This is a genomic window from Pseudomonas sp. A014, assembly GCF_052378495.1.
Taxonomy (GTDB): Bacteria; Pseudomonadota; Gammaproteobacteria; order Pseudomonadales; family Pseudomonadaceae; genus Aquipseudomonas; species Aquipseudomonas machongensis.
Genome location: NZ_CP199001.1, coordinates 4,485,895 through 4,503,362, shown reverse-complemented (window position 1 = coordinate 4,503,362; position 17,468 = coordinate 4,485,895). Strand labels below are relative to the sequence as shown.

21 protein-coding genes and 1 riboswitch are annotated in these 17,468 nt (G+C 65.1%); of the genes, 16 read left to right on the top strand and 5 right to left on the bottom strand.

Features of this window, described 5'->3' with window-relative positions:
• Positions 1-20: 20 nt before the first annotated feature.
• The gene (locus ACTYOL_RS20880) at positions 21-599 is read right to left on the bottom strand and encodes a hypothetical protein (RefSeq protein ID WP_063545852.1); all 579 of its coding nucleotides are present in this window, start codon (positions 597-599) and stop codon (positions 21-23) included.
• A 136-nt stretch (positions 600-735) separates the two neighbouring features.
• Positions 736-955, top strand: a riboswitch (cobalamin riboswitch).
• A 145-nt stretch (positions 956-1,100) separates the two neighbouring features.
• Here ACTYOL_RS20880 and cobO point away from each other — a divergent pair.
• From cobO to ACTYOL_RS20805, 15 genes are all read left to right on the top strand, one after another.
• Positions 1,101-1,712 carry a cob(I)yrinic acid a,c-diamide adenosyltransferase gene (gene cobO / locus ACTYOL_RS20875; protein ID WP_125931596.1) on the top strand — a complete coding sequence of 204 codons (612 nt, stop codon included), beginning with the start codon at positions 1,101-1,103 and terminating at the stop codon, positions 1,710-1,712.
• Positions 1,709-3,007: a cobyrinate a,c-diamide synthase gene (locus ACTYOL_RS20870; RefSeq protein WP_444757011.1), complete on the top strand. Its 1,299-nt coding sequence runs from the start codon at positions 1,709-1,711 to the stop codon at positions 3,005-3,007. The genes cobO and ACTYOL_RS20870 overlap by 4 nt, the downstream gene beginning before the upstream one ends.
• Positions 3,004-3,654 carry a 5,6-dimethylbenzimidazole synthase gene (gene bluB, locus ACTYOL_RS20865; RefSeq protein WP_151925056.1) on the top strand — a complete coding sequence of 217 codons (651 nt, stop codon included), beginning with the start codon at positions 3,004-3,006 and terminating at the stop codon, positions 3,652-3,654. The genes ACTYOL_RS20870 and bluB overlap by 4 nt, the downstream gene beginning before the upstream one ends.
• Positions 3,651-4,559: an adenosylcobinamide-phosphate synthase CbiB gene (cbiB, locus tag ACTYOL_RS20860; RefSeq protein WP_151925055.1), complete on the top strand. Its 909-nt coding sequence runs from the start codon at positions 3,651-3,653 to the stop codon at positions 4,557-4,559. Before bluB ends, cbiB begins: the two co-directional genes overlap by 4 nt.
• A complete protein-coding gene (cobD, locus tag ACTYOL_RS20855; protein WP_444757010.1) occupies positions 4,552-5,544 on the top strand; it encodes a threonine-phosphate decarboxylase CobD in 993 nt (330 codons plus the stop codon). The genes cbiB and cobD overlap by 8 nt, the downstream gene beginning before the upstream one ends.
• Positions 5,541-6,995: a cobyric acid synthase gene (locus tag ACTYOL_RS20850; RefSeq protein WP_372822244.1), complete on the top strand. Its 1,455-nt coding sequence runs from the start codon at positions 5,541-5,543 to the stop codon at positions 6,993-6,995. The genes cobD and ACTYOL_RS20850 overlap by 4 nt, the downstream gene beginning before the upstream one ends.
• A 1-nt stretch (position 6,996) precedes the next feature.
• On the top strand, positions 6,997-7,518 hold the full coding sequence (cobU, locus tag ACTYOL_RS20845; RefSeq protein WP_197890652.1) for a bifunctional adenosylcobinamide kinase/adenosylcobinamide-phosphate guanylyltransferase: 522 nt from the start codon (positions 6,997-6,999) through the stop codon (positions 7,516-7,518).
• Positions 7,515-8,570 (top strand): nicotinate-nucleotide--dimethylbenzimidazole phosphoribosyltransferase, encoded by a 1,056-nt coding sequence (gene cobT / locus ACTYOL_RS20840; RefSeq protein ID WP_444757009.1) that lies wholly within the window; start codon positions 7,515-7,517, stop codon positions 8,568-8,570. Before cobU ends, cobT begins: the two co-directional genes overlap by 4 nt.
• On the top strand, positions 8,567-9,136 hold the full coding sequence (cobC, locus tag ACTYOL_RS20835) for an alpha-ribazole phosphatase family protein (RefSeq protein ID WP_444757008.1): 570 nt from the start codon (positions 8,567-8,569) through the stop codon (positions 9,134-9,136). Before cobT ends, cobC begins: the two co-directional genes overlap by 4 nt.
• Positions 9,136-9,870: an adenosylcobinamide-GDP ribazoletransferase gene (locus tag ACTYOL_RS20830; protein WP_200602984.1), complete on the top strand. Its 735-nt coding sequence runs from the start codon at positions 9,136-9,138 to the stop codon at positions 9,868-9,870. Before cobC ends, ACTYOL_RS20830 begins: the two co-directional genes overlap by 1 nt.
• Before the next feature lie 106 nt (positions 9,871-9,976).
• Positions 9,977-11,155 (top strand): glycoside hydrolase family 5 protein, encoded by a 1,179-nt coding sequence (locus ACTYOL_RS20825; protein ID WP_444757007.1) that lies wholly within the window; start codon positions 9,977-9,979, stop codon positions 11,153-11,155.
• A gap of 53 nt (positions 11,156-11,208) precedes the next feature.
• The gene (locus ACTYOL_RS20820; protein ID WP_197890661.1) at positions 11,209-11,613 is read left to right on the top strand and encodes a MarR family winged helix-turn-helix transcriptional regulator; all 405 of its coding nucleotides are present in this window, start codon (positions 11,209-11,211) and stop codon (positions 11,611-11,613) included.
• A gap of 63 nt (positions 11,614-11,676) precedes the next feature.
• A complete protein-coding gene (locus tag ACTYOL_RS20815; protein ID WP_151926334.1) occupies positions 11,677-12,879 on the top strand; it encodes an MFS transporter in 1,203 nt (400 codons plus the stop codon).
• The gene (locus tag ACTYOL_RS20810) at positions 12,876-12,998 is read left to right on the top strand and encodes a hypothetical protein (RefSeq protein WP_256093865.1); all 123 of its coding nucleotides are present in this window, start codon (positions 12,876-12,878) and stop codon (positions 12,996-12,998) included. The genes ACTYOL_RS20815 and ACTYOL_RS20810 overlap by 4 nt, the downstream gene beginning before the upstream one ends.
• Before the next feature lie 41 nt (positions 12,999-13,039).
• Positions 13,040-13,591, top strand: coding sequence for a glutathione peroxidase (locus tag ACTYOL_RS20805; RefSeq protein WP_197890663.1), 552 nt, complete (start codon positions 13,040-13,042; stop codon positions 13,589-13,591).
• Positions 13,592-13,615: 24 nt separating this feature from the next.
• On the opposite strand, the gene ACTYOL_RS20800 is transcribed toward ACTYOL_RS20805, so the two are convergent.
• Positions 13,616-13,873 (bottom strand): DUF2798 domain-containing protein, encoded by a 258-nt coding sequence (locus ACTYOL_RS20800; RefSeq protein ID WP_197890666.1) that lies wholly within the window; start codon positions 13,871-13,873, stop codon positions 13,616-13,618.
• Between the two features lie 118 nt (positions 13,874-13,991).
• Here ACTYOL_RS20800 and ACTYOL_RS20795 point away from each other — a divergent pair, with 118 nt between their 5' ends.
• Positions 13,992-14,921, top strand: a complete 930-nt coding sequence (locus ACTYOL_RS20795; protein ID WP_054890936.1) for a LysR family transcriptional regulator — start codon at positions 13,992-13,994, stop codon at positions 14,919-14,921.
• Positions 14,922-14,964: 43 nt separating this feature from the next.
• On the opposite strand, the gene ACTYOL_RS20790 is transcribed toward ACTYOL_RS20795, so the two are convergent.
• The 3 genes from ACTYOL_RS20790 to ACTYOL_RS20780 all read right to left on the bottom strand — a co-directional run bounded on the left by ACTYOL_RS20790 (position 14,965) and on the right by ACTYOL_RS20780 (position 17,326).
• Positions 14,965-16,227 (bottom strand): OmpP1/FadL family transporter, encoded by a 1,263-nt coding sequence (locus ACTYOL_RS20790; RefSeq protein WP_444757006.1) that lies wholly within the window; start codon positions 16,225-16,227, stop codon positions 14,965-14,967.
• A gap of 145 nt (positions 16,228-16,372) precedes the next feature.
• Positions 16,373-16,855: a hypothetical protein gene (locus tag ACTYOL_RS20785; protein ID WP_153772806.1), complete on the bottom strand. Its 483-nt coding sequence runs from the start codon at positions 16,853-16,855 to the stop codon at positions 16,373-16,375.
• A gap of 246 nt (positions 16,856-17,101) precedes the next feature.
• Positions 17,102-17,326, bottom strand: a complete 225-nt coding sequence (locus ACTYOL_RS20780; protein ID WP_054890933.1) for a hypothetical protein — start codon at positions 17,324-17,326, stop codon at positions 17,102-17,104.
• Between the last annotated feature and the right edge of the window lie 142 nt (positions 17,327-17,468).

The window sequence follows — 17,468 nt, the reverse complement described above, 5'->3', positions numbered from 1 at the left end:
GCAGCAGCCCCGGCGTACATTCAAGCCTGCTTGAGCAACAACGCCACACCCGGGTGGTATTGCCCTGACTCGTTATGCAGCTTGCGGTACGCATACGGGAAGTACCAGGCAATCGCGCAGGCCGTGTGCTTGTTCAAGTCATCGACCATATCCTGTAGTTCCTCGGGGCTTGCATGCTGCCCCGCCTTCCACGGGCTGACAAACAGCGCCCCGGCCTTGAGCTGGCTGGGATAGGCTGCCAGCCGCGCCAACGTCGCCGCCTCCTGCAGGGCGCCCGCCAGGTCCAGGCGGGCGATCTTCGGCCAGCGCTGCTCAGTGTGCAGATGAATGGATTGTTCGGCGCCAGCAATCGACAGATCGCAGCGCCCCTCGCGCTCGCCTTCGTCACGCTGCTTCTTGCTCTGATAGTGCTGCAGCGCCACCAGCTCGGCCTGCCAGGCAGCGGCGGCGAGGATACCGGCATTGGCCTGGGCGCCGTGCCAATAGGGCGCATCGCCATCGCCATGGATCTGGTTGAAGCGGTCGATGCAGTCGATCCAGCGCTCCAGGGCCGGGCGCAGGAATTCCAGGTGCGGGTTGTTGATGATCAAGCCTTGCATGCCGCGCTCTCCTTTTATTATGGTCGCGTACAGCCGGTGATGGCTATGTGATATCACTGCTTCAATAGTGAGACAAGCACCCAGATCAACCGTTCATCGTCCGCGTTTAATTGACGCTCCCTGTGCAACCCTCTAACCTTCGCGGCGTGTTTCAGGTGCTCTGCGGATCAGCTCCGGCAGGGTGAAACTGGGAAGCCGGTGGGCGCCAGCAGGGCGCGAATCCGGCGCTGCCCCCGCAACGGTAGGTGAGTCAAGGCCGCGCAAGGCCACTGGGTGTCCGCACCCGGGAAGGCGCGCGGTTTCGGGCCAAGGCCCGGCTCACGAGCCCGGAGACCGGCCTGTCACTGTCAACGGCATCACGGAGGGTGATGCGCGCTGCCCCGTGGTATCGCCACGGCCTTTGCGCGCTCCCTTCGCCTGCCTGCCTTGTTTATCTGTCGTTGCCTGGTGCCCGCCCGCGAGTGCCCGACCGGCGCGTCGACAGCCTGCGGAGAACCCCTGATGAGCGAATCCATCGAGCGCGACGAACGCCACCTGGCACGCATGCAGCGCAAAAAAGCGATCATCGACGAACGTATCGCCAATTCCCCGAATGAGTGCGGCCTGCTGCTGGTGCTCACTGGCAATGGCAAGGGCAAGAGCAGCTCGGCCTTCGGCATGCTTGCCCGTGCGCTGGGGCATGGCATGCAGTGCGGGGTGGTGCAGTTCATCAAGGGCCGCAACAGCACCGGCGAGGAGCTGTTCTTCCGCCGCTTTCCCAACGAAGTGCGCTACCACGTGATGGGCGAGGGCTTCACTTGGGAAACCCAGGATCGCCAGCGCGACATCGCCGCAGCAGAGGCGGCCTGGGCCGTCTCCCGCCAGTTGCTGCAGGACCCGTCGGTGCAGTTTGTAGTGCTCGATGAGCTGAATATCGCCCTCAAGCACGGCTACCTCGACCTGGACCAGGTGCTCTCGGACATCCAGGCCCGTCCTCCGATGCAACACGTGATCGTCACTGGCCGCGCCGCCAAGCCGGAAATGATCGAGCTGGCCGACACCGTGACCGAGATGGGCATGCTCAAGCACGCCTTCCAGGCCGGTATCCGCGCACAGAAGGGCGTTGAACTGTGAGTCGAGCCACCCGTCATTGCCCGGCGGTGCTGATTGCCGCACCAGCCTCCGGCCAGGGCAAGACCACCGTCACCGCCGCCTTGGCGCGCCTGCACCGCAACCTCGGGCGCAAGGTGCGGGTGTTCAAGTGCGGGCCGGATTTTCTCGACCCGATGATCCTGGAGCGCGCCAGTGGCGCGCCGGTGTACCAGTTGGACATGTGGATGATCGGCGAACAGGAGAGCCGCCGTCTGTTGTGGGACGCTGCCGCTGACGCCGACCTGATCCTCATCGAAGGTGTCATGGGGCTGTTCGACGGTACGCCGTCGAGCGCTGACCTGGCGCGGCACTTCGGCGTGCCGGTGCTGGCGGTGATCGATGGCACGGCCATGGCCCAGACCTTCGGGGCTCTGGCCCTGGGCCTGGCGCGCTACCAGCCTGACCTGCCATTCGCTGGCGTGCTGGCCAACCGGGTCGGCAGCCTGCGCCATGCGCAACTGCTCGAAGGTAGCCTGACCGAAGGCTTGCGCTGGTATGGCGGGTTGTCTCGCGAGCGCGGCATCGAGTTGCCCAGCCGTCACCTCGGCCTGGTCCAGGCCAGTGAGCTGAACGATCTGGATGCACGTCTGGACGCTGCCGCCGAGGCCTTGGGCGCCAGCTGCGATGCTGCCTTGCCGCCGCCGGTGGCCTTTGTCGAACCACACGCCGACCCCTCGACCGCAAGCCTTGCCGGTGTGCGCATCGGTGTGGCCCGCGACGAGGCGTTCGCCTTCCTCTATGGCGCCAACCTCGACCTGCTGCGCGATCAGGGCGCGGAGCTCGTGTTCTTCTCGCCCTTGCACGACCGGCACCTGCCTGCGGTCGACAGCCTGTATTTGCCCGGCGGCTACCCTGAACTGCATCACCACGCCCTGGCGGCCAACGCGCCGATGCGCGAGGCGATCCGCGGCCACCATGACGAAGGCAAACCCTTGTTGGCCGAATGCGGCGGCATGCTCTACCTGCTTGAGGCCTTGACCGACGTTGCGGGCGAACGTGCCGAGCTGCTAGGCCTGTTGCCCGGCGAGGCCGTGATGCAGAAGCGCCTCGCCGCGTTGGCGCTGCAGGCCGTCGAATTGCCTGAAGGCACCCTGCGTGGCCATACCTACCACCACTCGCTGACCACCACCGAGCTTGTGCCCATCGCCCGTGGCCTGAGCCCCAATGGCGGACGTGGCAACGAGGCGGTCTATCGTCTGGGACGCTTGACGGCGTCCTACGTGCACTTCTATTTCCCTTCCAACCCCGAAGCGGCGGCGGCGCTGTTGCGACCATGAACGAACACGCTTTCAGCGAGGCCGAGCGCGCTGCGGTCTACCGAGCGATCGGCGAGCGTCGCGACATGCGCCACTTTATCGGCGGCGATGTGGCGCCTGCGCTGCTCGCCAGGCTGCTGGCCGCCGCGCACCAGGCGCCCAGTGTCGGGCTGATGCAGCCCTGGCGCTTCATTCGTATCAGCCAGCGCGACCTGCGCCTGCGCATCCAGGCGCTGGTGGAGGAGGAGCGGATTCGCACCGCCGAGGCCCTCGGCGAGCGCTCCGACGCATTCATGCAGCTCAAGGTCGAAGGCATCGGTGAGTGCGCCGAGGTGCTGGTTGCCGCCTTGATGGACAAGCGCGAGCCGCACATCTTTGGCCGCCGGACCCTGCCGGAAATGGATTTGGCGTCTATGGCCTGCGCGATCCAGAACCTCTGGCTGGCCGCACGCGCCGAAGGCCTGGGGATGGGCTGGGTGTCGCTGTTCGACCCGCAGGCGCTGGGCGAGTTGCTGGGCATGCCGGCCGGGGCCAAGCCTGTGGCGGTGTTGTGCCTGGGGCCGGTGGCGAAATTCTACGAGGCGCCCATGCTGGTGCTGGAAGACTGGGCGCGTGAGCGGCCGCTGAGCGAGATGCTCTACGAGAACCAATGGGGAGAGCAGGCATGAGCATCGCCTTGCTGACTGTTGCCGGTGTGGCGCTGGATGCGCTGCTGGGCGAGCCGCAGCGGCGTCATCCGCTGGTGGCCTTCGGCAATTTCGCCGGGCGTCTGGAGCAACGCTTGAATGCCGGTGGCCGCGGCTGGCGTAGCCATGGGGTCAGCGCCTGGTTCCTGGCCGTGGTGCCCCTGACCCTGGTGGCGCTGATCCTGTCGTGGCTGCCCTACATCGGTTGGCTGGTGGACGCCCTGGCGCTGTATTGCGCGCTGGGCATGCGCAGCCTGGGCGAGCATGTATTGCCCGTGGCCCAGGCCCTGCGCCAAGGGGATCTGGATGAAGCACGGCGGCGGGTGGGCTATCTGGTCAGCCGCGAGACCCGCGAGCTCGACGAGCCTGCCGTGGCCCGCGCCGCGACCGAGTCGGTGCTGGAGAATGGTAGCGATGCGGTATTCGCCGCGCTGTTCTGGTTCGTCGTGGCCGGTGCGCCGGGCGTGGTGCTGTACCGCCTGAGCAATACCCTGGATGCCATGTGGGGTTATCGCAACGAACGTTTCGAGCGCTTCGGCTGGGCCGCAGCGCGTATCGACGATGTACTCAACTACCTGCCGGCCAGGCTGGTGGCCTTGACCTACGCATTGCTGGGCAAGACTCGCCTGGCGCTCAGTTGCTGGCGCAACCAGGCGCCGCTGTGGGACAGCCCCAACGCAGGCCCGGTGATGGCCGCAGGGGCCGGTGCCCTCGGCGTGGAGCTGGGAGGTCCGGCGGTGTACCACGGTGAGCTGCACGAACGAGCGCGCCTGGGCGAGGGGCCGGTGGCCGACGCCGATGCCATCGAGCGCGGCTGGAGCCTGGTGCAGCGCGGCGTATGGCTGTGGCTGCTGGTGATCTGCACGGGGGCCTGGCTCTATGCTTGAACATGGTGGCCGCCTGCTGCGCGCTGTGCACCAGTACGGTATCGCACGCGAAGACTGGCTCGACCTGTCCAGCGGTATCGCCCCCTGGTCCTTCTCCATCCCATCGATTCCGCTGGAGGCATGGGCGCGCCTGCCTGAGGTCGAGGATGGCCTGGAGCAGGTCGCGCGCGCCTACTATGGTGTCGATGAACTGCTCGCGGTGGCGGGCTCTCAGGCAGCGATCCAGGCCTTGCCGCACTTGCGCACGCGCGGGCGGGTCGGCGTGTTGTCGCCGTGCTATGCCGAGCATCCGCATGCCTGGCAGCGCGCCGGGCATGAGCTTGTCGAGCTCGATGACGACCAGGTTGAAGCGGCCCTGGACCGCCTCGATGTGCTGCTGCTGGTCAACCCGAACAACCCCACGGGGCGCTGCGTGCCGCGCGAGCGCCTGCTCGACTGGCACGCACGCCTGGCTCGACGCGGCGGCTGGCTGGTGGTGGACGAGGCGTTCATGGACAACATCCCGGCACACAGCATCACCGATCAGAGCGGGCGTGGCGGATTGATCGTGCTGCGTTCGTTCGGCAAGTTCTTTGGCTTGGCCGGTGTGCGCCTGGGCTTCGTGATGGCCGAGGCGCCACTGCTGCAGCGCCTGGCCGAGATGCTGGGGCCGTGGACGGTCAGCGGCCCGACCCGGATCATCGGCCAGTCGTGCCTTGCCGATGGCCAGGCGCAGCGGGCGCAGATCGTGCGCTGCGCCGAAGCCAGCGCACGCCTTGCAGCACTGCTGGTCGAGTCTGGCTTGCCCGCCACTGGCGGCTGCGACCTGTTCCAGTACTTGCGCGATCCGCGCGCCGCCCAGCTTCACGACTTTCTCGCCCGCCGTGGCATTCTCGTGCGCCTGTTCGAGGCGCCTGCCGCCGTGCGTCTTGGCTTGCCTGCCAGTGCGGCGGATGAACAGCGCCTGCGCCAGGCGCTGCAGGACTACCAGAAGGAATCGGCATGACCACCCTCATGGTGCAAGGCACCACCTCCGATGCCGGCAAGAGCACGCTGGTCACCGCCCTGTGCCGTTGGCTGTTGCGCCAGGGTGTCGGCGTGGTGCCGTTCAAGCCGCAGAACATGGCGCTCAACAGCGCGGTGACCGCCGACGGTGGCGAGATTGGCCGCGCCCAGGCGGTGCAGGCCCAGGCCTGCCTGCTGGCACCGCATACCGACATGAACCCGGTACTGCTCAAACCCAACAGTGACACCGGCGCCCAGGTCATCGTCCATGGCCGCGCGGTGACCAGCATGAACGCCGTCGCCTATCACGACTACAAGGCCATCGCCATGCAGGCGGTCTTGGCCTCGCACCAGCGCCTGAGCGCTGCCTACCCGGTGGTGATGGTCGAAGGCGCAGGCTCGCCTGCCGAGATCAACCTGCGGGCCGGCGATATCGCCAACATGGGCTTTGCCGAGGCGGTGGACTGCCCGGTGATCCTGGTTGCCGACATCAACCGTGGCGGTGTGTTCGCCCACCTGGTCGGCACCCTCGAACTGCTGTCGCCCAGTGAGCAGGCGCGGGTGAAGGGGTTTGTCATCAACCGTTTTCGCGGAGACATCGCCTTGCTGCAACCGGGCCTGGACTGGCTCGAGCAGCGTACCGGCAAACCGGTGTTGGGTGTGCTGCCCTACATCACCGACCTGCACCTGGAGGCCGAGGACGGCATCGACCGGCGCCAGTCGCTCAAGGGCGATCGTGTGCTCAAGGTTATCGTTCCGGTATTGCCGCGCATCAGCAACCACACCGACTTCGACCCGCTGCGCCTGCACCCGCAGGTGGACTTGCAGTTCATCGGCCCCGGCCAGCCGATTCCGCCTGCCGACCTGATCATCCTGCCCGGCTCCAAGAGCGTGCGCGGTGACCTGGCGCAGTTGCGCGAGCGCGGTTGGGACAGCGCCATCGCCCGTCACCTGCGTTACGGCGGCAAGCTCATCGGCATCTGCGGCGGGCTGCAGATGCTGGGGCGCCAGGTGCACGACCCGCTGGGGCTGGAAGGGCCGGCGGGTTCGAGCGCTGGGCTGGGCCTGTTCGACTACGCCACCGTGCTGGAAGCCGAAAAGCAGCTGCGCAATGTCGAAGGCGTGCTGAGCCTTGAGCAGGCACCGGTGTCGGGCTACGAGATTCATGCAGGCGTCACCCAGGGGCCTGCGCTGGAGCAGCCTGCGGTGATGCTCGCAGATGGACGTGCCGATGGCGCGATCAGCGCTGACGGGCAGATCCTCGCCACTTACCTGCACGGTTTGTTCGAGGGTAGCCAGTCGTGCGCCGCGCTGCTGCGCTGGGCCGGGCTGGATGACGTCGAGGTGGTCGATTACGAGGCATTGCGCGAACGCGATATCGAACGCCTGGCCGACCTCATCGAGCAGCACCTGGACACCGCGCGGTTGCGCGCCTTGTGTGGAGTAGCCTGAGATGCGCAACCTGATCCTCGGTGGTGCCCGCTCGGGCAAGAGCCGCCTGGCCGAGCAACTGGCCGTGGCCAGTGGTTTGCCGGTCACCTATATCGCCACCAGCGAGCCGCTGGACGGCGAGATGAATGAACGCGTGCGCCTGCACCGCGAGCGCCGGCCTTCTGACTGGGGGCTGATCGAAGAGCCTCTGGCCCTGGCCCGCGTGCTGCGCGCCGAAGCAGACGTAGGGCGTTGCCTGCTGGTGGATTGCCTGACCCTGTGGCTGACCAATCTGCTGATGCTCGATGACCCGCAGCGCCTGGTCGAGGAGCGTGACACGCTGCTCGACTGCCTGGCCAGCCTGCCCGGCACGCTGATCCTGGTCAGCAACGAAACCGGCCTGGGCGTGGTGCCCATGGGCGAGCTGACCCGCCGTTACGTCGACCTGGCCGGCTGGCTGCACCAGGCGGTGGCCGAACGCTGTGAGCGCGTGGTGCTCACGGTTGCCGGCCTTCCTCTCATGCTCAAAGGACCTGCTCTATGAACACCTCCTGGTGGCTCGATGCCTGCCAACCCCTCGACAACGATGCCATGGAGCAGGCGCGCACCCGTCAGCAGCAACTGACCAAGCCCGCCGGATCGCTGGGCCAACTGGAAGCGCTGGCGATTACCCTGGCCGGCCTGCAAGGTCGCGAGCGTCCGACCCTCGAGCGCGTGGCGATCGGCTTGTTTGCCGGTGACCATGGCGTGGTGGAGGAGGGTATCTCCGCCTATCCCCAGGCTGTGACTGGCCAGATGTTGCGCAATTTCGTCGGCGGTGGGGCGGCGATCAGTGTGTTGGCGCGTCAATTGGAGGCGACGCTGGACGTGGTCGACCTGGGGACCATCGACCCGGAACTGCAACTGCCGGGCGTGCATCACCTGCGCCTGGGCGCCGGCACTGCCAACTTCGCCCGCCAGCCGGCGATGACCGACGCGCAACTGCGCGCCGCGCTCGGGGCCGGGCGCGACAGTGCCTTGCGCGCCGCAGGCCAGGGCGCACAGCTGTTTATCGGTGGCGAGATGGGGATTGGCAACACCACGGCAGCGGCAGCCCTGGCCAGCGCATTGCTGGGGTGCCCGGCCGATGCCCTGAGCGGCCCGGGTACTGGGCTCGACAGTGCCGGCGTGCGGCACAAGGCCGAGGTGATCGAGCGAGCCCTGGCACTGCATGGCCTGCAGAACGCTGACACGCTGCGGGCATTGGCCTGCGTCGGTGGTTTCGAGATCGCGGCGCTGGCGGGTGCATACCTGGCCTGCGCGCAGAGTGGGGTCGCGGTGCTGGTCGACGGCTTCATCTGCAGCGTGGCGGCCTTGGTTGCCGTACGCCTCAATCCGCAGTGCCGTCAGTGGCTGCTTTTCGCCCACCAGGGCGCCGAGCCTGGACATCGTGCCTTGCTCGACGCGCTGCAGGCCGAACCGTTGCTGGCCCTCGGGTTGCGCCTGGGCGAGGGCAGCGGTGCCGCGCTGGCGGTGCCGCTGATGCGCCTGGCCTGCGCCCTGCACGGGCAGATGGCGACCTTCGCCGAAGCGGCGGTGGCGGATCGTCCGGCATGATCCTCGATCTGCTGCGTCATGGTGAGACCGAACTGGGCGGCGGCTTGCGCGGCAGCCTGGACGACGCCCTGACCGCGCAGGGCTGGGCGCAGATGCGCGCGGCTGTCGCGGTGGGTGGGCCTTGGGATGTGCTGGTCAGTTCGCCGTTGCAGCGTTGCGCACGTTTCGCCGACGAACTGGGCGCAAGTCTCCAACTGCCGGTGCAACTGGAAGCGGGTGTGCGCGAGCTGCACTTTGGCGAGTGGGAAGGACGCAGCGCGGCGCAGATCATGCAGACCGAAGCGGACGCGTTGGGGCGTTTCTGGGCCGACCCCTACGCCTTCACGCCGCCTGCAGGCGAGCCGGTGGCCGACTTCGCCAAGCGTGTGCTGACAGCGGTCGAAACCCTGGCCCGGCAACACTCCGGCAAGCGCGTTCTGCTGGTAACCCACGGCGGTGTCATGCGCCTGTTGCTGGCCCGCGCCCGTGGATTGCCGCGCGAGCAGTTGCTGCAGGTCGAGGTGCGGCACGCTGCGCTGATGCGTCTGGCGCTGCAGGCCGATGGCCAGTTGCGTGAGGTGGTTTGATGCTGCCGTTCTGGATTGCCCTGCAGTTTCTCAGCAGCCTGCCGGTAAGCCTGCCGGGCATGCCGGAGCCGCGGCAGATGGGCCGTTCGCTGCTGTTCTACCCGGCAGTCGGGTTGCTGTTCGGCCTGCTGTTGTGGGCTGCCAGCGCGCTGCTGCAGGGCGTTGCGGCACCGTTGCAGGCTGCACTGCTGCTGGCCTTGTGGGTGCTGCTCAGCGGCGCCCTGCACCTGGATGGCCTGGCCGACAGTGCCGACGCGTGGTTGGGTGGCTTCGGCGATCGCGAGCGCACCTTGCAGATCATGAAAGACCCGCGCAGTGGCCCGATTGCCGTGGTCACCCTGGTGTTGGTGCTGCTGCTGAAGTTCTGTGCCCTGTGGGTGCTGGTCGAGCGTGGCGCGGGTGCCTGGCTGGTTCTGGCGCCAGTGGTCGGGCGGGCTGCGATGCTCGGTTTGTTCCTCTGTACACCTTATGTGCGTGCCGGGGGACTGGGCTCGGCACTGGCCGAACACCTGCCCAGGCGTGCGGCGGGCTGGGTACTGCTGGGCAGTGCGCTGGCCTGTCTGGTGTTGGGTGGCTGGCTGGCGCTATGGCTACTGCTGGTGGCAGCGCTGGTCTTTGCGTTCTTGCGGCGGCAGATGTGTCGCCGATTGGGCGGGACCACCGGTGACACTGCGGGTGCACTGCTGGAGTTGCTGGAACTGGGCGTGGTGCTGGGGTTGGCGCTGCTGGGTTGATGATCGCGGACGATCAATCCAGAAATATCCTTCACTCATTGGCGAAACGTCTTGTTGGTGACGGGGATACGCTCGCTATCCCTTCGCCTTGTCAGGAGTCGCCCCGATGCGTCACTGGATATTCGCTGGCCTGCTGGCGCTGGCACCGCTGCCGGCCCTGGCAGCCGACCTGATCGACTTCTGGAACACCCCCCGCCATGGCGGTAACAGCTTCAACCGCCTGCCGCCGGATCAGGCCTATTTCGATGCCCTGAAAGCCTACGGTGCCACCTGGGTGCGGCTTTCCTACGACAAGTGGAGGCCTGCCGGCAGGGACTTCCTTCTGGGAGATGCCGACCACTACGACGGTCTTGTCGCCGCCGACCTCGCTGAGTTGAAACAGGTGCTGGACCGCGCCCAGCAGGCCGGGCTCAAGGTGGTCATTGCACCGCTTTCGCTGCCTGGCATGCGCTGGTCGCAGAATAACCATGGCCAGTTTGACGACCGGCTGTGGCAGGACAAGCGTTACTGGCAGCAATCCGTTACTTTCTGGCGCGATCTGGCAGGGGCGCTGAAGGATCATCCCGCAGTCGCAGCCTACAACCTGGTCAATGAGCCGGCCCCGGAAAAGCAGGGTGGCCTGCCGGAGCATGCCTCGCAAGACCAGATGAAGGCCTGGTATGCGCGACAGCAGGGCGGGTTGCGTGACCTGCCGGCACTGTCGGCCAAGCTGCTGGCAGCGATCCGGGCGGTGGACGACAAGACCCCGGTGATGGTCGATGCCGGCTGGTATGCCGCAGCCGATGCTTTCGGCTATTGGCCAAGGCCGCTGGCAGATGCGCGTGTGCTGTACAGCGTGCATATGTACGAACCCTACGCTGCCACCAGTGCGCCGAACATGGCGCGCAAGCGGCCGTTCGAATACCCGGGCAGGGTGCCTTTCGCGGGGCGCGACGAGCACTGGGATGCGGCGCGGGTAGCACAGTACCTGCAACTTCCGCTGCAATGGGCCGAGGCCATGCGGGTCCCGCGTTCACGCCTGGTGGTCGGTGAGTTCGGCTGCATGCGCCGCCTGCCGGGCTGTCATCGCTACCTGGAGGACGTTCTGGAAGTGCTCGTGCGTGAGCGCCTGCACTGGGCTTTCTACAGTTTTCGCGAGGACAGCTGGGATGGCATGGACTACGAGCTGGGTACCGATAAGGTGCCATGGCGCTACTGGAAAGCCATCGATGAGGGAGCGCCCGATCCGCTGGTACGTCATGCCAGCGAGGCATTCGAGCCAATCCGTCGTCGCTTGCAGCCCTGAGCAGGCGCAGAAACTTCTTGCAACATCCAAGGTGCGGGTATATACACGCATTTATGTTGACCAGTGAATGCATCTGCACCCATCTGCGTCGTGCGGCCCGTGGGGTGAGCCGACATTATGACGAGGCCCTGGCGGGCTTCGGTATCAATGTCGCGCAGTTTTCCTTGTTGCGTCATCTGCAGCGGCTCGACCAGCCGAGTATCACCAGCCTGGCCGAGGCCATGGGCCTGGATCGCAGTACCTTGGGCCGCAACCTGCGGGTGCTGGAGGCCGATGGGCTGGTGTCGCTCGGCGAAGGCAGCGACCAGCGCAATCGCCTGGTGTGCCTGACCGAAGCAGGCAAGGCGTGCCTGGCTGCCGCACATCCTGCCTGGGAGCAGGCTCAGCTACAGTTGGTCGAGCATCTGGGCGAGAGTCAGCGCGATGAACTGGTTCGCTTGCTGGAGCGTTTGGCCTGAAATGTGCCCTATAAAGCGGGTATATACCCGCACAAACCTTGCGATGGCTAGGAGACAACAACAATGACTTCTGTTTGGCGAACCAGTGGCTGGGTGCTGCTCGGGGCGGCGCTGATCCTGGCGCTGTCGCTGGGTGTGCGACATGGCTTTGGCCTGTTCCTGGCCCCCATGAGCGCCGATTTTGGCTGGGGGCGCGAAGTCTTCGCCTTCGCCATTGCCCTGCAGAACCTGATCTGGGGATTGGCCCAGCCGTTCGCCGGCGCGCTGGCCGATCGCCTGGGCGCGGCGCGGGTGGTGATCATTGGCGGCATTCTCTACGCTGCCGGCCTGGTACTGATGGGCATGGCCGATTCGATCTGGTCGTTGTCGCTGAGTGCTGGCTTGCTGATCGGCATCGGGCTTTCCGGTACCTCGTTCTCGGTAATCCTCGGTGTGGTTGGCCGTGCGGTGCCGCCGGAGAAACGCAGCATGGCCATGGGTATTGCCAGCGCGGCGGGATCGTTCGGCCAGTTCGCCATGCTGCCGGGTACGCTTGGGCTGATCCAGTGGCTGGGCTGGTCGGCAGCGTTGCTGGTGTTGGGTTTGATGGTGGCGCTGATCGTGCCTTTCGTCGGGCTGCTGCGTGATCGGCCGCTACCCAGTCAAGGCGGCGAGCAGACGCTGGGCCAGGCACTGCGCGAGGCGTGCTCGCACTCCGGTTTCTGGTTGCTGGCCCTGGGCTTTTTCGTCTGTGGCTTCCAGGTGGTGTTCATCGGTGTGCACCTGCCGGCCTATCTGGTCGACCAGCACTTGCCGGCGACCATCGGTACCACGGTGCTGGCACTGGTCGGGTTGTTCAACATTGTCGGCACCTACACCGCCGGCTGGCTGGGCGGGCGCATGTCCAAGCCGCGTCTGCTGACCAGCCTGTATCTGCTGCGGGCGGTGGTGATCGTGCTGTTCCTGTGGGCACCGGTGACCGAATTCAGCGCCTACCTGTTCGGCATCGCCATGGGCCTGTTGTGGTTGTCGACGGTGCCGCTGACCAACGGCACGGTGGCGACCCTGTTCGGGGTGCGTAACCTGTCGATGCTGGGGGGCATCGTGTTCCTGTTCCACCAGCTCGGCGCCTTCCTCGGTGGCTGGCTGGGCGGGGTGGTCTATGACCGCACGGGTAGCTATGACCTGGTCTGGCAGATCTCCATTCTGCTCAGCCTGCTGGCGGCGGCCCTCAATTGGCCGGTGCGCGAACGCCCGGTTGCGCGCCTGCAGGCCAAGGCGGCATGAACCGCTCCTTGCTGCGCGGGCTGCTGGTAGCGGGTGCGCTGCTGGTGCTGGCGCTCGCCTGGTGGGGCTGGCATCAGGGCGGATTGGCATTGATGCAGCTGGGCATGGGCGTTTGTTAAGCGCTACCCTGCAAGGAATTGTCTTGTAGGAGATTGGGAACATGCTTACGCGTTGGCTCGCAGTACCCTTGCTCGCTTTGGCGGCCACTTCCTCCAGCTGGGCCGCCGATTGTCCGGCGCTGCTGCAAGGCAGCCTGCCGGAGCTACGCGGCAAGGGCCAGGTCGATCTGTGCCAGCGGTACGCTGGCAAGCCGCTGGTGGTGATCAATACCGCCAGCTACTGCGGCTTCGCGCCGCAGTTCGAGGGGCTGGAGGCTGCCTACAAGGAGTACCACGAGCAGGGGCTGGAAATGCTCGGCGTGCCCTCCAACGATTTCAAGCAGGAAGATGCCGACAGCGAGAAGACCGCCAAGGTCTGCTACGCCAACTACGGTGTCACCTTCACCATGACCAAGACTCAGCCGGTGCGCGGCAAGGATGCGATCCCGCTGTTCGTCGAGCTGACAAAGCAGAGCAGTGCACCCAAGTGGAATTTCTACAAGTACGTGGTGGACCGGCGAGGCAAGGTGATCGGCAATTTTTCCAGCCTGACCAAGCCGGATGATCCGGCGTTCCGGGCGGCTATCGAGAAGGCCATAGCTTCGCAGCCCTGATGCGGTGCTGTCTCGTGCGGGCGATCAGTGCGGATGCACGGTGATGGCCACCAGGCGCATCACCACGGGCCGCACCATGAGCACGCAGACGAACGCCACCGGCATCGCCAGTTGGTAGGCCTGCAGCACCTTGCGCAAGTAGTCCTGATTGATGCCGGTCGTGGCAGCGGTGATCACGAAGCACATCAGCATCGCCATGATCGCCGACATGTAGAACGCGAAGACATAGGGTGTGGCACTGGCGCGGAGCTTGCGACGGCGTGGCTGGGGCAAAGGGGTCATGAGGGCGCCTCTCGGTTGGACATGAGAAGCGCAGGTTAACAATGGTCAGTTGTGCGCTGTAGACCAGCCGGGTTGAGTTCTTTATAAAGAGATTCTTACGAATCCCAAGAGCGCAGCCATGGATCTGCTCAATGCCATCCGCAGTTTCATCAAGGTCGTCGAGGCTGGCAGCATTGCCGGTGCAGCGCGCACACTGGGCCTGAGTGCGGCAGCGGTCAGCCAGAACCTGGCGCGCCTGGAGGCGCACCTGCAGGTCCGTCTGCTGTCGCGCAGCACGCGCAGCATGGCGCTCACGCCTGCTGGCAGCCAGTATTACAGCCGGGTCAAGCATGTAGAACGTGACCTGATCCTGGCCGAACAGGAGGTCACCACCCCCGATACCGAGCCGCAGGGGCGCTTGTGCATTGCCGCCTCATCGGCGTTCGGGCGCCGCATCCTGGCGCCCCTGATTCCTGCCTTCAGTGCGCGCTATCCGCTGCTTTCGATAGAAATGGTTGCGAGTGATCGCCGGGTCAGTCATGCCCGCGAAGATGTCGATGTCAGTCTGCGTATTACGCCGCAGCTGGAAGATCATCTGCTGGCACGACATATCGCCCGGATTCCGTTCATCTGTTGCGCCTCGCCGGGATATCTGGCCAGGGCTGGCCGCCCCACCACGCCCGAGGCGCTGCGTGATCATCGCTGCCTGGTATTGCGTTATCCGGTCGATGGCCGCCTGCTGCGCTGGGGATTCGTGCGTGATGGCATGCGCTTCGAGGCGGAGTTCGACAATGTATTGATCAGCGACGACATCGAGGCCCTGGCGGAAATGGCGCTCAATGATGGTGGGGTGACGCGCCTGGCCGAGTTCCTTGTGCGTCCGCACCTGGACAGCGGTCAGTTGGTGCCGTTGTTCGACTCTGCCCAACCTGGCGAGGCCTATGCGCAGACCGAACCGATGGATGTGTTCCTGTGCGTGGCCGATCGCTTTGCCATGACCACCAAAGTGCGGGTATTCATGGAGTACCTGCAGGCGAGCCTTGGCGAGCATTGGCGCGTGCAGGCATGAAAAAACCGCCACGAAGGCGGTTTTTCATGCAGCCTGAACCCACTCAGAAGCGGTAGGTGAGCGACGCTCCGATGCCGTGAGCGCTGTTCTCGTACTTGGCCTGGTAGGTGCCTTTGGTGGCGCTGGCCAGGTTCACCTTGGTGTCCTCTTCCCACAGGTAGGAGTAGGCCACGTCGATGGTCACGTCGTCGGTCGGGCTATAGCCGGCACCCAGGCTGAAGATCTTGCGATCGCCAGTAGGGATGCGCGGAGAGCGGTCGTGGTTGTTGGTCGGCGACTGGTCGATGGTGAAGCCGGTGCGCAGGGTCCACTCCTTGTTCACCTTGTACGAGGCACCGATGGCGTGAGCCCAGGTGTCGTGCCAGTTCTGCTCTTCGCTGATGGTGCCGAACTGGCCGGCCAGCGGGGCAGGGACGTCGTTGGTGACGGTGATGTCCTTCAGACGGCTCCAACGGGTCCAGGTGCTGCCTGCGTACAGGGTCCACTGGTCGTCGAGTTCGTGGGTGACCGAGAAGTCCACCGACTCGGGCGTCTTGATCTTCAGGTCGGCGTCGAATTTGCTGCCGCTGAACGGGCCGATCAACGCGTTGTTGATCTTGGTCTTGCCTTCGAGCTTGTAGTCGACCATCGAGTGATAGGTCAGGCCGAGGCGGGTGCGGTCGGTGGCCTGGACCAGGATACCGATGTTGTAGCCAACGGCGGTGTCATCACCCTTGATCTTCACTTCGCCATCGTTGCGGCCAGGGGAGCGCGGGTTGATGGTGCTCGAACCCAGTTCGCCCTCGATGCGGTTGATGGTCGGGCCGAAACCGATCGACACCTTGTCGTTGAAGGCGTAGCTGACGGTCGGCTGGAAGGTGACCACTTCGACGTGGCTCTTCTTGCCCCAGTAGCGTGCCGCGTGGTTGCTGCCGTAGTCGGTGACCAGGCCGAAGGGCACGTAGACGCCGAAGCCCAGGCTCCAGTGATCGTCGATTGGCTTGACGTAGTAGCCCATGGGCACGCCTACGAACGGCACCATGTCACCGTCCATTTTCCCGCCCAGGTTGCTGCCGCGGCCGGAAATGTCGGTCTTGGCGATGACGGCTGCGCCGCCTACGGTGATCTGTTCGCGCTTGAGGCGCGACATGCCGGCAGGGTTTCCGTAAATGGTGCTGGCATCGTCGGCAGAGGAAGAACGACCCGCAAAACCTGTCCCCATGCCACTGACGCTCTGTTCGTTGAGGGCGAAGCCGCTGGCGAACAGTTGGCTGGAAGCGAGCGCGATAGCGACGCCGAGAGAGGTTTTGAGCATGACTGTTTTCATTATTAGAACTCCTTGGGATCTCCGGGGCGAAAAGCTACCAACAAATCACGCACTACGCCATAGCCTGTATCGGCGGAGATAGAGCGGTTTTGTAGGACAATCCGACCAAAATTCCCTTTTTTCCGGTTTGCTTGTAGGACGGTTCTTAAGATGCCTGGGACATTATCGGATTTACCCAGCAGTGCCAGGCCTGCGTGAAGTCGCGCAGGCGTCCCTGGGGGTGGAATGTCTGTCGCCAGATTCGTGCGAGCCCTAGAAGATCGTCGGGGGCGGGTAGAGGCGTGGCTTGCTCTTCGATGAGCATCCAGGCGATGGCGGTGGCATAGCGCAGGTTGACCGTCAGCTCCAGGTGCGGGCCACCAAGGAAGGCATGCTGACTGGCAAGCCCGCGGACCAGGCTTGCCAGCTCGGGATCGCGGGCCAGGTAATCGTCCCAGAGGGTTTGATGGCGCGTCTCGCCGATCCTGTACAAGCCGTGACCGCGACGGTCATGCAGGGCTGCTCCAAGGCTGGACTGGCTAGCTGCGACGCCCAGCAGCAAGGCTTCGGCGCTCGCGCTATGGCGATCCAGGTAGATCAGCGTGGGGCGGATCACATATTGACTCAACTCGTTCGCAGCGATACCCATGATGCCCTCGAACTGTCAGGGGCCGACGGGCGCTGGAGCTTGGCAGCTAATGGATGATCAGGCCCGCCGGAAGCGGCTCGCACCGCTCGAGTTGAAGTGTAGTGTGATAATCATGGTGTAAAGGGCTGTTTTTAAATCGATTGCTGCCGCAGCGCCTCTGCCATATGCCTTGTGGCAATTAAGCAAAGAGCGTTTCGGGCAGCAATCAGGGGCGGTCATTCATGGGGTGAATCCTCACCCATTCATTCATGCGACCAACGACTGGCGGGTGCGATCGATCACCGCCTGCAGCGGCTCTGCGTGGGTGTATTGCTCTGGATACAGGCGCTCGGTGTGGCAGGCCACGCCGTGTTCGTCGACCAGGGTGAAGCTGAAGCTGCCCTTGCGAGGGGCAACGATGAGGCACTTCAGTGGGGCGAAGGCCTGAGAAAGCGTGCCGAAGGCGCGCTGGATCTGATGGTGATTAGTCATTTTTTTAGATTTCCTGCTCAAGACACGGGTTTCGATCCGTGCACAATAGAAACGTTCCGGTGACGCCTTTATTAAGGGAGGCGAAAAACCTGACCGGAACAGAGCAGCCAGAGGTAGCGCAAGCACAAGTAAGGCGCCGGGC

Excerpts from the sequence above, each read along its gene's own strand:
- ACTYOL_RS20880 (WP_063545852.1), bottom strand. The coding sequence starts at position 599 with ATGCAAGGCTTGATCATCAACAACCCGCACCTGGAATTCCTGCGCCCG.
- cobO (WP_125931596.1), top strand. The coding sequence starts at position 1,101 with ATGAGCGAATCCATCGAGCGCGACGAACGCCACCTGGCACGCATGCAG.
- bluB (WP_151925056.1), top strand. The coding sequence starts at position 3,004 with ATGAACGAACACGCTTTCAGCGAGGCCGAGCGCGCTGCGGTCTACCGA.
- cbiB (WP_151925055.1), top strand. The coding sequence starts at position 3,651 with ATGAGCATCGCCTTGCTGACTGTTGCCGGTGTGGCGCTGGATGCGCTG.
- cobD (WP_444757010.1), top strand. The coding sequence starts at position 4,552 with ATGCTTGAACATGGTGGCCGCCTGCTGCGCGCTGTGCACCAGTACGGT.
- ACTYOL_RS20850 (WP_372822244.1), top strand. The coding sequence starts at position 5,541 with ATGACCACCCTCATGGTGCAAGGCACCACCTCCGATGCCGGCAAGAGC.
- cobU (WP_197890652.1), top strand. The coding sequence starts at position 6,997 with ATGCGCAACCTGATCCTCGGTGGTGCCCGCTCGGGCAAGAGCCGCCTG.
- cobT (WP_444757009.1), top strand. The coding sequence starts at position 7,515 with ATGAACACCTCCTGGTGGCTCGATGCCTGCCAACCCCTCGACAACGAT.
- cobC (WP_444757008.1), top strand. The coding sequence starts at position 8,567 with ATGATCCTCGATCTGCTGCGTCATGGTGAGACCGAACTGGGCGGCGGC.
- ACTYOL_RS20830 (WP_200602984.1), top strand. The coding sequence starts at position 9,136 with ATGCTGCCGTTCTGGATTGCCCTGCAGTTTCTCAGCAGCCTGCCGGTA.
- ACTYOL_RS20825 (WP_444757007.1), top strand. The coding sequence starts at position 9,977 with ATGCGTCACTGGATATTCGCTGGCCTGCTGGCGCTGGCACCGCTGCCG.
- ACTYOL_RS20820 (WP_197890661.1), top strand. The coding sequence starts at position 11,209 with ATGTTGACCAGTGAATGCATCTGCACCCATCTGCGTCGTGCGGCCCGT.
- ACTYOL_RS20815 (WP_151926334.1), top strand. The coding sequence starts at position 11,677 with ATGACTTCTGTTTGGCGAACCAGTGGCTGGGTGCTGCTCGGGGCGGCG.
- ACTYOL_RS20810 (WP_256093865.1), top strand. The coding sequence starts at position 12,876 with ATGAACCGCTCCTTGCTGCGCGGGCTGCTGGTAGCGGGTGCGCTGCTG.
- ACTYOL_RS20805 (WP_197890663.1), top strand. The coding sequence starts at position 13,040 with ATGCTTACGCGTTGGCTCGCAGTACCCTTGCTCGCTTTGGCGGCCACT.
- ACTYOL_RS20800 (WP_197890666.1), bottom strand. The coding sequence starts at position 13,873 with ATGACCCCTTTGCCCCAGCCACGCCGTCGCAAGCTCCGCGCCAGTGCC.
- ACTYOL_RS20795 (WP_054890936.1), top strand. The coding sequence starts at position 13,992 with ATGGATCTGCTCAATGCCATCCGCAGTTTCATCAAGGTCGTCGAGGCT.
- ACTYOL_RS20790 (WP_444757006.1), bottom strand. The coding sequence starts at position 16,227 with ATGAAAACAGTCATGCTCAAAACCTCTCTCGGCGTCGCTATCGCGCTC.
- ACTYOL_RS20785 (WP_153772806.1), bottom strand. The coding sequence starts at position 16,855 with ATGGGTATCGCTGCGAACGAGTTGAGTCAATATGTGATCCGCCCCACG.
- ACTYOL_RS20780 (WP_054890933.1), bottom strand. The coding sequence starts at position 17,326 with ATGACTAATCACCATCAGATCCAGCGCGCCTTCGGCACGCTTTCTCAG.